The sequence below is a fragment of the Sphingomonas sp. S-NIH.Pt3_0716 genome (assembly GCF_003950715.1).
In the GTDB taxonomy this organism is placed as follows: Bacteria; Pseudomonadota; Alphaproteobacteria; order Sphingomonadales; family Sphingomonadaceae; genus Sphingobium; species Sphingobium yanoikuyae_A.
The window spans coordinates 98547-110481 of sequence record NZ_QLJK01000001.1 but is presented as its reverse complement, the minus strand read 5'-3'; the positions used below and the strand labels follow the sequence as shown (position 1 = coordinate 110481).

The window sequence follows — 11935 nt, the reverse complement described above, 5'->3', positions numbered from 1 at the left end:
CCTATTTGGTCAGGCGCGTCTGGGCCGACGCCAGCCGGCGCATCATGCGGATATCCTTGAGGTCGGTCTTGAGCGCCGAAGCGGCCCAATTCTCGACAATATCCTTCAGTTCGTCATGGTGCAGCGGATCGACCCGGCGCCCGGCTTCATAGACGCCGACATGGCCGGCATGGTGCGGGCGATTGCGGGCGACGAAATCGCGCACCGCCGCTTCCCCCTCGCCATCCTCCACCAGCGTATGGACGATGCCCATGTCGAACATCTCTTCTGCGGTGAAGACCTTGCCCGACAGGATCATGCGCTCGGCCGCCAGCCGGCCCAGCTTGCGCGACAGGATCGAATAGGCGCCCATGCCGGGGAACAGGCCGAACAGCATTTCCGGCAGGCCGAAACGGGCGCTGCGCTCGGCGATCACCACGTCGAAACAGAGCAGCGCCTCGAACCCGCCGCCCAGCGCGTCGCCCTGCGTCAGCGCGATCGACACCACCGGCATATCGCCGTTGCGCCAGGTGCGATGGACCACGTCGATGCAGGCATGGCCATATTGGACCAGGCCGGGCAGGTCGCCGCGCTCGATGCAGCCGGCGAACAGTTCGAGGTCGCCGCCCAGGTTGAACACGCCGGGGAAGCGGGAGCCGGCCACCATATATTTGACCGGCAATTGGCCGGCATCGAACAGCCGCTTGGTCTCGGCATACCAGTAGCGGACGTCGCGCAGCATGGTCATGCTGAAATTGGGTCGATTGGCCGGCGTCATGAACGCCCAGAGCGTTTCTGATTCGGCCTCCCACTGCACGTCGATCTGGCCCAGGTCGAACAGTTGGGAAGGGGCGGGGGATGACGTTACGGCATCCTCGCCAAAGCTTTCGATCTCGAATGCCGCTTCGACCTCGGTCGCGCGCTCGTCAGCAGCACTAAAGCGTCCTGAATCAATCATGTGCGCCCCATTTTTCTCTTGAATCTGAACCTTCGACGGTCGGCGCTTATGATGCAGTGCGGGACAAATAGTTGACAGATCATTAACCATTTTTATCCGCAACTGTTGCCCGGAAAGCGCGGTAAATGCGCCGAAATGGAGATTGTTGTTGCGATATCGCAACAGAAATTTTCGTTTCCCCTTTTTAGCCCGTCTGCTCAGCCCTTTGTTAACCATTGTTAATTAGAGCGATCGCATGGACATGCATCGCCTTCCGGCCCGCAAGAATGTGACACTCACGCTACAGGATGCGCAGGGCCAGCCCTGGACCTTGCGCCTGTCCACCGATTGTCTGCGCTTCATCGGCCGCTATCGCCGGGTCGAGGGGTTCGACATTGACGCGATGACCCTGTTCGACGGCGTCCGCCGGGCCGGCTGAAACGGCGGTCCGGGCGCGCTGCTCTTGTGCGCGCGGGCGTTCGCTCCTAGAGCGCGGCGATGACCAAGCCCCGCTTTTCCTTCTCGATCGCCGCCACCGACGGCAAGGCCCGCACCGGCACGATCCAGATGCGTCGCGGCGAGATCCGCACGCCCGCCTTCATGCCGGTCGGCACCGCCGCCACCGTCAAGGCGATGCGCCCGGCCGAAGTGCGCGCCACCGGTGCCGACATCATCCTGGGCAACACCTATCATCTGATGCTGCGCCCCGGTGCCGAACGGATGGCGCGACTGGGCGGACTGCACGGCTTCATGGGCTGGGACCGGCCGATCCTGACCGACAGCGGCGGCTATCAGGTGATGAGCCTCAGCGCCCTTACCAAGATGAGCGAGGAGGGCGTTGCCTTCTCCAGCCATCTCGACGGCTCCAAGCATATGCTCAGCCCCGAGCGCTCGATGGAGATCCAGCGACTGCTCGACAGCGACATCGTCATGGCCTTTGACGAATGCACCAAGAATGGCTGCACCCATGACGAGGCCGCCAAGTCGATGGAGCGATCGATGCGCTGGGCCAAGCGCTCACGCGACGGCTTCGATGCGGGCGGCGACCATGCCGAGCGTGCGGCGCTGTTCGGCATCCAGCAGGGCTCGCTCAACGAAGGGCTGCGAAGGATTTCGGCGGAAAAGCTGATCGAGATCGGCTTTGACGGCTATGCCGTGGGCGGCCTGGCGGTGGGCGAGGGGCAGGAGGCGATGTTCGCCACGCTCGACTTCGCGCCCGACATGCTGCCGCAGGACAAGCCGCGCTATCTGATGGGCGTGGGCAAGCCCGACGATATCGTCGGCGCCGTGGAACGCGGCATCGACATGTTCGACTGCGTGCTGCCGACCCGGTCGGGCCGCAATGGCCAGGCTTTCACCTGGGCCGGCCCGCTCAACATCCGCAACGCCAAGTTCAACGAGGATCTGGGCCCGCTCGATCCGCGCTGCGGCTGCCCGGTCTGCGCGACCTGGAGCCGCGCCTATCTCCATCATCTGGTGAAGTCGGGCGAGATGCTGGGCGCGATGCTGATGACCCAGCATAACATCCATTTCTATCAGGAACTGATGCAGGGCCTGCGCGACAATATTGCGGCCGGCACATTGTCGACCTTCACGGCCGATTTCCGCCGCGACTATCAGCGGGTCTGACGGTTTTTCAGGGAATGACGCTGATCGCGATGCTGTAGCGGCCCGCGTCGGCATCATGATCGAGCGGGGAGCGGAGCTGGCGCGACAGGCCGGTCAGCACCCGGCCATAGCGTTCGTTCAGCAATAAAGTCATTTCCGGCCCGGCGCATAGCGCGGGCGACGCCATCTGCAACAGGGCGCGGTCGTTCCGATCTGCCTCCAGATGCACCGAAATCCGCATCGTCGCGCGCGGATCGGACAGCATCGCCAGCTCGACCAGTTCGGTCACCAGGAAGGCGACCGGAACGGCGACATCCTGGCTGATGTGCAGATCATCGTCGCTGTCGATCTGGATACCGAAACGGCGCGCTTCATGCGGGGCAGTGCCGCGCAGGCTGGCGGACAATTCGCTGATCAGCGGACGCACGCCGACGCCGCGATTTTCCTCCAACTCGGCAAAATGGTTGCGATGGACGACCGACAGGGCATCGACCCGGCGCTGGATCGATCCATAGGCCGACACCGCTTCGGGCTCATGCGCCGACCGGGCATGCAGGCTGATCAGGCTGGCGATGATCTGCAGGTTGTTCTTGACCCGATGATGCACCTCGCGCGTCAGCTTGCGCTGGGTGTCGAGCGCGGCGGCCATTTCCGCCTCATGGGTGGCGACATCCTCGCTGATCTCGCGGAATGTGTCGCCCAGGTCGCTGATCTCGTGCGCGGGCGTGCGGATGCGGCGCAGCGGCTCCAGCACTTCGCCGGGCTGATAGGCGGCAACCTGGCGCCGCAGCAGCACCAGCGGGCGGATCAGCAGCCGATTGACCACGAACCAGCCGATCGCGGCGGCCGCGAACCACATCACCAGCGGCAGGAACAGCGACAGCAATCGGGCGATCGTCGCCGGCGGCTCGCGCACCGTCATGGTCAGCAATATGTCGGGCGGGTCGAGCCGGGCGGACAGGCTGCTGCTATGGCCGTCGATCCGGCTGCCGGGGCGGCTGACGATCATCTGCCGCTCGCCCTGGCGCAGGCTCAGTTGCCGGTTCTGCAGCGCGGTTGCCGGATCGGCGACGCTTTCGAGATGCGGCCGCGAATAATAGGCCAGCGCCGCGACGCGATTGTCATGGCTGTGGGTGCGCGACAGCAGGAAGTCGCCGGACGACAGCAGTTCGACGCGCGGGCCGATGAAGCGGCGCGTGGGCGGAATGCCGGCCGGCTCCGGCGTGGTCGATCCGCACAGCTTCTTGCCCGACCGGTCGTAGATATAGAATCGGATGCCGCTGCGGTCCTGCGCGGTAAGGAAGAAGGAGAGGCGGTTGCAGATTTCGCCGTCTGCCTTGCCATCGGCCAGCGCATTGACGGTCAGGCCCAGCGCGGTGCGATCGGCGTTGAGATCGGCGGTCAGCTTGCGCGCGCTCTGCGTCACGGCGACACGCAGCAGCGCTTCCTTCTCCAGGTCGGCGGTGCGGATCGCCTGCAGCGATGCCACCAGCGCGATCAGCCCCAGCGGCAGCAGCGCGAGTGTCAGGATGAGGAACATCTTGACGCCGGTGGACCGGAGATAGACGCCGAACATGGTCATGGGGGATCGAGAGGGTCCTTGTATGGGCGGCAGGGAAATGCCGCCCCGACCAGCATTGATCAGTCCAGTTTGCTGAGCAGGTCCAGCATTTCGGCGGGAATATCTTCGTCGACCGTGCGCTGATAGACGGACTTGAGCACCTGGGACACCTGGGCCTCGTCCTTTTTCGCGGCCGTGCGGCGCTTGCGTGGTTCGGGCGCAGTCTTCATGTCGCGGTCGCGGATGGTCGTGCCGACGTCAATATCCCCTCCCATCCTGTCCCGTTCCGTTGTTGAAGAAACCAAAATCAGCCCCTTTGAAGCTAAATCCGTGACGCCAGCCTGTCCGCTATTTCGCCGCAACGCATAGCGGCGTCAATTCACCAAGCTGGGCAAATTTCACCAAAAAGCCGTTACCGTCGAAAAAACCGAACGAGAGTGAAACAAATCTTGGTGTCGATGGTTCCGGCATTCGAAGCATTTTTTGCACCGTCGGTCATTCGGCGGCAGGGGGAGAGGGGCTTGCCAGCGCGGCATCGTCATCCCATCCTCCGGTGGAGCCGATGTTTCGGACAACAGGCCCGACAGGGCAGGGAGAAGACTTACCGATGTCGCTTGGACAGCAACTGCACCCCCATCTTCCTTTCTTGCGGCGCTATGCGCGCGCGCTGACGGGCAGCCAGACTCATGGCGATGCCTATGTCCGCGCCACGCTGGAAGCGATCGTCGCCGCGCCGGAGGAGTTTCCCAGCGGTGTCGATCCTCGCCTCGGCCTCTACAAGACCTTCCATGCGATCTGGTCGTCCTCGCATCTGGATGACGAGCCCGGCTTCTCGGGTTCGATCGGGCAGGAAGCGATCGCCCATGCCCGCCTGGCCCGGCTGACCCCGCTGCCGCGCCAGGCGCTGCTGCTGACCGCGCTCGAAGGCTTCACGACGGAAGATGCCGGCTATCTGATCGGTCTCGACACCGCCGATGTCGAAGCCCTGGTCGAGGAAGCGCTGGAGGAGATCGAGGCGCAGACCCGTGCCAAGGTTCTCATCATCGAGGATGAACCGATCATCGCGATGGATATCGAGACGATCGTGCGCGACCTTGGTCATGACGTGACCGCCATTGCCGTCACCCGCGAGGATGCGGTGCGCGAGGCGCTGGCGGAACGGCCCGGCCTGGTGCTGGCCGATATCCAGTTGGCCGATGATTCGAGCGGCATCGACGCGGTGAAGGATATTCTCGCCGAATTCTCGGTGCCGGTGATTTTCATCACCGCCTTCCCCGAACGGCTGCTGACCGGCGAACGGCCCGAGCCGACCTTCCTCATCACCAAGCCGTTCCAGCGCTCGACGGTCAAGGCCGCGATCTCGCAGGCGCTTTTCTTCGACGAAGCAACCGCCCCGGCCTGACCTGACTGCCCGCCGGCCGATCCTTTGTGACGGTCGGCGGAACCCTCCCGGCTTTAACGCGTTAAATATGCGTAACGATTTGGAGAGGGCCGATGGCCGACGAGGAGCAGCATATCTCCACGCAGGACGCACGGGGCGGCGCCACGCCGCACGTCGTTCGCTATGTGCTGGGCATTTCGCTCGCACTGGCCGTGATCGTGATGCTGCTGGTTCTCTGGCGGTAAGGCAGTGGAAAAAATGGGCGTTTCTAGGGGTGTCTTGGGAATTGGCCTTTGGCGGTAATCGAACTAGGGTGCGGATGCATATATGGCTTTGACGACTTCGGTTCATGCAGCGAGGGCGACAGTCGAAACGGGGGTTGCTGCCGTGGATGAAGGGCTGAACCAGGCGCCGCGCGAGGCACTGTCGGACGGCGAGTTCAAGCGGGAACTGGCCGCGGTCATTCCGCATCTGCGCGCCTTCGGGCGATCCCTGTCGGGCAATCGCGACACCGCCGACGATCTTGTCCAGGAAACCCTGCTCAAGGCCTGGGCCGCCCGTGCCCGCTTCCAGGCCGGCACCAACATGCGCGCCTGGACCTTCATCATCCTGCGTAATCATTATCTCTCGCAGATGCGCCGCTCGCGTTTCCGCGGCGATTGGGACGACCTGACCGCCGACCGGCTGCTTGCCGCGCCTGCGGGGCAGGACAAGCATGTCGAACTCAGCGACATGCAGCGCGCCCTGCTGCAATTGCCCCAGCCCCAGCGCGAGGCATTGATCCTCGTCGGCGCGGGTGGCTTCGCCTATGAGGAAGCGGCGGAAATCTGCGGTGTCGCGGTCGGCACGATCAAGAGCCGCGTGGCCCGCGGTCGCGCCGCGCTCGAACAGATATTGGAGGAGGGCGCGCTGCCCTCGCGCCGGACGCAGGAAACGACCGATACGGCGGTGCTGGACGAGATCATGGACGATGTCGATCGCCTGAGTCGTGGCCGCATTTCCGACAATCTGGTCGACCATGGTGCCGCCGACGACGATGGCGATGACGACATGGGGGGCAAGACCGCCGAGGATTGAGGGCGGGATGCCATTGCCCTGGCGTGATCGGGAACGATCCGCCCGGCTTGTCGGTTGAAAGGCCATGGGAAGGATGGAAGCCATGGGCAGCGACCCGCAACATCGACAGGATCGGACCGGGCGACGCTCGGATCGTCCGCAAGGCAGCGGCGGCATCGTCTTCGCGCTGGTGGCGCTGGCCCTGATCCTGGCGATCGGCTTCTTCTACCTCACCAACGAAAGCCGAGAGGATCGGCGCGCCGACGCCATTACCCAGGCGGCGGATTCGGTCGACAATGGTGCCCGGATCGTGGGTGAAGCCGCGCGCAATGCCGCGGACAAGCTGCGCAACAACAACTGAACCTCCTTGCGATCGGGCGGGACAAGGCGATCCGGTGTCGCCTTGATTTACAGTCACTGGCGCCATCTTCAGATTTTCTTTGCCATTTTCAGGCAGGGTCTGAGCCCTGTCGGATTTCCTTACAGCTTGTTGTAAGGCTGGGCCGACTCCAGTTGGCGGCCCTTCCCGACCGGAGGGGCGGTGCTGCGGGAAGAAGCGCGATACGATGATCAGGCTGTTCAAACATTATGTCCCTCATGCGGTGCTGCTGCTTGGCCTGCTCGATTTCCTGCTGCTGATCGGCGCGGCGGAAGCGGGCTGGATCCTGCGCGCGCATCAGATCGGCATGGATGTCGAGCCGATCGCGACCCGCATCGGCCCGCTGCTGAGCTTCGCCTTCGCCATCCAGACCGGCATGATCGCGGTCGGCGTCTACAGCCCCGAAGCGCTGCAATCGATCCGCTTCGCCTTCGCCCGCCTGCTCGTCGCCATCTCGCTCGGCGTCATCTTCCTCTCGGTCATGTATTTCCTGCTGCCCGGCATCACCCTGTGGCGCTCCAATTCGCTCTACGCGATGGGGCTGGCGATGGGGCTGCTGCTGCTGGCGCGCATGCTGCTGGGCTCGCTGCTCGGCGGGGAGGCGTTCAAGCGCCGCCTTGTCGTGCTGGGGGCTGGCCAGCGCGCCAACCGCATCCGCGACCTGGAACAGAAGCGCGGCGCCGGTTTCCTGGTGGTCGGCTATATCGCCATGAATGATGGCGACCAGGTGGTTGAGGAGGCGATCAACCGCACCGCCATCTACAACATGTCCGATTATGTGGTGCGTCTGAACGCCAGCGAAGTCGTGCTGGCGCTGGAGGAACGGCGCAACGCCATCCCCATGTCCGACCTGCTGCGGATCAAGACCACCGGCGTCCATGTCAACGATCTCTCGACCTTCCTGGAGCGCGAGACCGGGCGCGTCGATCTCGACAGCGTCAATCCCAGCTGGCTGATCTTTTCCGACGGTTTTTCCGCCGGTCGTCGCCTGTCCAGCATCGCCAAGCGCATCTTCGACATCATCGCCAGCTCGATCCTGCTGCTTCTGACCGGCCCGGTCATCCTGTTCGCCGCTTTGCTGGTGAAGCTGGACAGCCGTGGCCCGGCTTTCTACCGGCAGCAGCGCGTCGGCCTCTATGGCCAGGAATTCTGGATCGTGAAGCTGCGCACCATGCGCCAGGATGCGGAGGTCAAGGGCCAGGCGGTTTGGGCGGAGAAGGATGATCCGCGCATCACGCGCCTGGGCTATTGGCTGCGCAAGCTGCGCATCGACGAACTGCCGCAGAGCTGGACCGTGCTGAAGGGCGAGATGAGCTTCGTCGGCCCGCGCCCCGAACGGCGCCAGTTCGTCGAGGATCTGGAACAGCATCTGCGCTATTATGCCGAACGGCACATGGTGAAGCCGGGCATCACCGGCTGGGCGCAGATCAACTATCCCTATGGCGCGTCGATCGAGGATGCCCGCCACAAGCTCGAATATGATCTTTATTATGCCAAGAATTACACGCCCTTCCTGGACCTGCTGATCCTGATCCAGACGGTGCGGGTGATCCTCTGGCCCGACGGCGCACGCTGAGCGGCAGGCCATGAGCGCGCTGCTGCAATTCATCGGTGACTGGGGCCATGCACTGGCCGCGGTCCTGTTTGCCGCGCTTGGCATCTTCATCCTGCGGCGCCGGGACGATGCGGCCGAGCCGCGCATGCTCGCCAGTGCGCTGCTGCTGACCTCCTGCTGGGCGCTCTATGTCTCGTTCGGCGGCGTCGACAAGCCGCTCTCGGGTATCGGGGAAAGCGTCCGCAACGCCGCCTGGCTGATGCTGCTGTTCGTCATGCTGCGGCGCGGCCCGGCCTCGCGCAGCGGCGCGCTGGTCGCCGTCGGTCTCGTCTATCTCGCCGTTGCCGGCCTCATCTTCCTCCAGACCTCGACCGATCTCACCTGGCGGCAATTGCCGGTCCGCAGCGATCTGCATCAGATGCTGGTGGCCGTGTCGCTGGTGCTGCGGATGATGACCGCGATCGGCTGCCTGCTGCTGGTCCATCATCTCTACACCGCCTGGCCCTCGCGCGATCGCGGGCGGGTGTCGCTGTTGCTCGGCGCGCTGGCGGCGATGTGGACCTATGACCTCAATCTCTATGTCATCGGCTATTTCGCGATGGACCGGGTCAACGAGCTATACGCGCTGCGCGGGCCGCTGATGGCGCTTCTGGCGCCGGTGATCGCCATCGGCATGCGCAAGGAAATGGCTGGGCGGCTGCAATTGTCGCGCACCATCGCCTTCCAGTCGCTCTCGCTGGTCGCGGTCGGCCTCTATGTCGTGGTGCTGACCGCGGCGGCGGTGCTGATCGAGATGATCGCCGGCCCCTATGCGCGGGTGGTGGAGATTGGCGCGGTCTTCTTCGTCGCGGTGACCGCGCTCGTCCTGCTGCCCTCGCCACAGATGCGCGCGCTATGGAAGGTGCAGGTCGCCAAGCATTTCTTCCAGCATCGCTACGATTATCGCACCGAATGGATGCGCTTTGGCGAAACCATCGGCCGGCCGGGCGAAAATGCCCCGCCGCTGGGCGAGCGGGTGGCCAAGGCGGTCGCCGACATCACCGATTCCCCCGCTGCCTTGCTGCTGCTGCGCACCGATGACGGTCGGCTGGCGTTCGAGGCGCAATGGAAATGGCCGCAGGAGCCGATTGCCGGCCTGTCCCTGCCGCTCGACCAACTGGAAAGCTGGGAAGGGAGCGGCTGGATCGTCGATGTCGGTCGCATCCGCGATGGCGACGCCACCTTCGACCTGCCGCTTTGGCTGATCGAGGATGCCCATGTCTGGGCGCTGGTGCCGCTGCTCCATTATGGCCGGCTGATCGGCGCGATCCTGCTTGCGCCGCCGCCGATCGACCGTCGCCTCGACTGGGAGGATTTCGACATGCTGCGCGCCGCCGGGCGCCAGGCGGCGACCCATATCAGCGAGGCGCAGGGGCAGCAGGCGCTCGACGACGCCCAGCGCTTCGACGAGTTCAACCGCCGCTTCGCCTTCATCGCGCATGACATCAAGAATCTGGTCAGCCAATTGTCGCTGCTCTCGCGCAATGCAGAGCGGCACGCCGACAATCCCGATTTCCGCGCCGACATGCTGCTGACGCTCAAGGAGTCGGTGGGCAAGATGAACGACATGCTGGCCCGCCTGTCGCAGCATAACAAGGGCCGGCCCGAAGAGCCGCGCCCGGTGGCACTGGGGCCGCTGGTCGATCAGGTCGTGCGCAGCCGCGCCCGCCTGCGCGCCATCACCGTCAGCGGTGACGTGCCGGTCGCGCTCGCCGATCCGGCGCGGGTCGAGCAGATACTGGTTCATCTGCTGCAAAATGCGATCGACGCCAGTGATGCCGATTGCCCGGTCGAACTGCATCTGGGCAGCGCGCATGGCCAGGCGACATTGGCGGTGGTCGATCAGGGCTGTGGCATGACCGCCGAATTCATCCGCCGCGATCTGTTCAAGCCCTTTTCGTCCAGCAAGGCCGGCGGCTTTGGCCTCGGCGCCTTCGAGGCGCGGAGCCTGGCCGAGGCGATGGGCGGTCGGATCGACGTGGAAAGCAAACCCGGCGTGGGGAGCCGTTTCACCCTGCGCCTGCCGCTGGCGCCCGCGCCGGCGCGCGATGATGTTCAAGGAAAGGCCGCCTGATGAGCGACACCCGCCCCAAATTGCTGATCGTCGAGGATGATCCCGGCCTGCAGCGGCAATTGCGCTGGGCCTATGAGGATTATCAGCTGTTCATCGCCGGCGACCGGCTCGAAGCGATCGAGATGCTGCGGATGGAGGCGCCCGATGTGGTGACGCTCGACCTGGGTTTGCCGCCGGACCCGGACGGCACCAGCGAGGGCTTCGCCACGCTGGAGGAGATATTGCGCATCAAGCCCGATACCAAGGTGATCGTGGCATCGGGTCATGGCGCGCGGGAAAGCGCGCTCAATGCCATTTCCGGCGGTGCCTATGATTTCTACCAGAAGCCGGTCGACATTGACGAACTGGGCCTGATCGTGCGCCGCGCCTTCCACGTCCACGCGCTGGAGCAGGAAAATGCGCGCCTTGCCGAAGCCGCGCCGGAGGGGGGCAGGGTGCTCGGCCGGATGATTACCGGCGCGCCGGAGATGATGCGGGTCGCCCGCACGATCGAGCGGGTCGCCAGCGCCGATGTCTCGGTCATGCTGCTGGGCGCCAGCGGCACCGGCAAGGAATTGCTGGCGCAGGGTCTGCATGATGCCAGCCCGCGTCGCGGCGGTGCCTTCGTCGCGATCAATTGCGCGGCCATCCCCGAAACCCTGCTGGAATCAGAACTGTTCGGGCATGAAAAGGGCGCCTTCACCGGTGCGGTCAAGACCACCCCCGGCAAGATCGAGCAGGCGCAGGGCGGCACCCTGTTCCTGGACGAGGTCGGCGACATTCCGCTGCCCTTGCAGGTGAAGCTGCTGCGCTTCCTGCAGGAACGGGTGATCGAACGGATCGGCGGGCGCCAGCCGATCGCGGTGGATACGCGCATCGTCTGCGCCACCCATCAGGATCTCGACGCGATGATTGCCGCCGCCAGCTTTCGCGAGGATCTCTATTATCGCCTTGCCGAGATCGTCATCCGCATCCCCGCGCTGCGCGACCGGCCGGGCGATCCGGCGCTGCTCGCGCGCCATTTCCTCACCCGCTTCGCGCAGGACATGAACCCGCAGGTCAAGGGCTTCGCCCCCGATGCGCTCGCCGCACTCGACGCCTGGGGCTGGCCGGGCAATGTGCGCGAGCTGGAAAATCGCGTGAAGCGCGCGGTCATCATGGCCGATGGCAAGCATGTGACGGCGGCCGATCTCGATCTCGACGGCGATCGGGCCGAAGGCAGCGAGGTCGTCAATCTCAAGGCCGCCCGCGAAATGGCCGATCGTCGCGCCATCCGCCGGGCGATCGCGCGCACCGACGGCAATATTTCCAGTGCCGCCAAGATATTGGGGATCAGCCGGCCGACCCTCTACGACCTGCTCAAGCAATATAAGATGCAGGGCTGATC

The 11935-nt window shown here is 64.7% G+C and carries 12 protein-coding genes; 9 read left to right on the top strand and 3 right to left on the bottom strand.

What is annotated here, in order from left to right; genetic code table 11:
- Position 1 precedes the first annotated feature (1 nt).
- Positions 2 to 937, bottom strand: a complete 936-nt coding sequence (locus tag BRX37_RS00495) for a crotonase/enoyl-CoA hydratase family protein (RefSeq protein WP_125985136.1) — start codon at positions 935 to 937, stop codon at positions 2 to 4.
- Positions 938 to 1172: 235 nt separating this feature from the next.
- Here BRX37_RS00495 and BRX37_RS00490 point away from each other — a divergent pair, with 235 nt between their 5' ends.
- The gene (locus BRX37_RS00490; protein ID WP_004211308.1) at positions 1173 to 1355 is read left to right on the top strand and encodes a hypothetical protein; all 183 of its coding nucleotides are present in this window, start codon (positions 1173 to 1175) and stop codon (positions 1353 to 1355) included.
- A gap of 59 nt (positions 1356 to 1414) precedes the next feature.
- Complete coding sequence (gene tgt, locus BRX37_RS00485) at positions 1415 to 2545, top strand: tRNA guanosine(34) transglycosylase Tgt (protein ID WP_125985135.1); 1131 nt, start codon at positions 1415 to 1417, stop codon at positions 2543 to 2545.
- A 7-nt stretch (positions 2546 to 2552) separates the two neighbouring features.
- Here tgt and BRX37_RS00480 read toward each other — a convergent pair whose 3' ends face one another.
- Both BRX37_RS00480 and BRX37_RS00475 read right to left on the bottom strand, forming a co-directional pair.
- The gene (locus BRX37_RS00480; RefSeq protein ID WP_004211311.1) at positions 2553 to 4106 is read right to left on the bottom strand and encodes a sensor histidine kinase; all 1554 of its coding nucleotides are present in this window, start codon (positions 4104 to 4106) and stop codon (positions 2553 to 2555) included.
- Between the two features lie 59 nt (positions 4107 to 4165).
- Entirely contained in the window at positions 4166 to 4360 is a 195-nt protein-coding gene (locus BRX37_RS00475) for a NepR family anti-sigma factor (RefSeq protein WP_004211312.1), read from the bottom strand.
- Positions 4361 to 4692: 332 nt separating this feature from the next.
- Here BRX37_RS00475 and BRX37_RS00470 point away from each other — a divergent pair, with 332 nt between their 5' ends.
- The 7 genes from BRX37_RS00470 to prsR all read left to right on the top strand — a co-directional run bounded on the left by BRX37_RS00470 (position 4693) and on the right by prsR (position 11933).
- Entirely contained in the window at positions 4693 to 5487 is a 795-nt protein-coding gene (locus BRX37_RS00470) for a response regulator (protein ID WP_004211315.1), read from the top strand.
- A 92-nt stretch (positions 5488 to 5579) separates the two neighbouring features.
- The gene (locus BRX37_RS27190) at positions 5580 to 5711 is read left to right on the top strand and encodes a hypothetical protein (RefSeq protein WP_004211316.1); all 132 of its coding nucleotides are present in this window, start codon (positions 5580 to 5582) and stop codon (positions 5709 to 5711) included.
- Between the two features lie 82 nt (positions 5712 to 5793).
- Positions 5794 to 6543 (top strand): sigma-70 family RNA polymerase sigma factor, encoded by a 750-nt coding sequence (locus BRX37_RS00465; RefSeq protein ID WP_004211318.1) that lies wholly within the window; start codon positions 5794 to 5796, stop codon positions 6541 to 6543.
- An 82-nt stretch (positions 6544 to 6625) separates the two neighbouring features.
- Positions 6626 to 6883: a hypothetical protein gene (locus tag BRX37_RS00460; protein ID WP_004211319.1), complete on the top strand. Its 258-nt coding sequence runs from the start codon at positions 6626 to 6628 to the stop codon at positions 6881 to 6883.
- A 205-nt stretch (positions 6884 to 7088) separates the two neighbouring features.
- Positions 7089 to 8477, top strand: a complete 1389-nt coding sequence (locus BRX37_RS00455) for a TIGR03013 family XrtA/PEP-CTERM system glycosyltransferase (protein WP_125985134.1) — start codon at positions 7089 to 7091, stop codon at positions 8475 to 8477.
- 10 nt (positions 8478 to 8487) lie between these two features.
- Complete coding sequence (gene prsK / locus BRX37_RS00450; protein ID WP_125985133.1) at positions 8488 to 10569, top strand: XrtA/PEP-CTERM system histidine kinase PrsK; 2082 nt, start codon at positions 8488 to 8490, stop codon at positions 10567 to 10569.
- Positions 10569 to 11933, top strand: a complete 1365-nt coding sequence (prsR, locus tag BRX37_RS00445) for a PEP-CTERM-box response regulator transcription factor (protein WP_004211323.1) — start codon at positions 10569 to 10571, stop codon at positions 11931 to 11933. The genes prsK and prsR overlap by 1 nt, the downstream gene beginning before the upstream one ends.
- Positions 11934 to 11935: the final 2 nt, after the last annotated feature.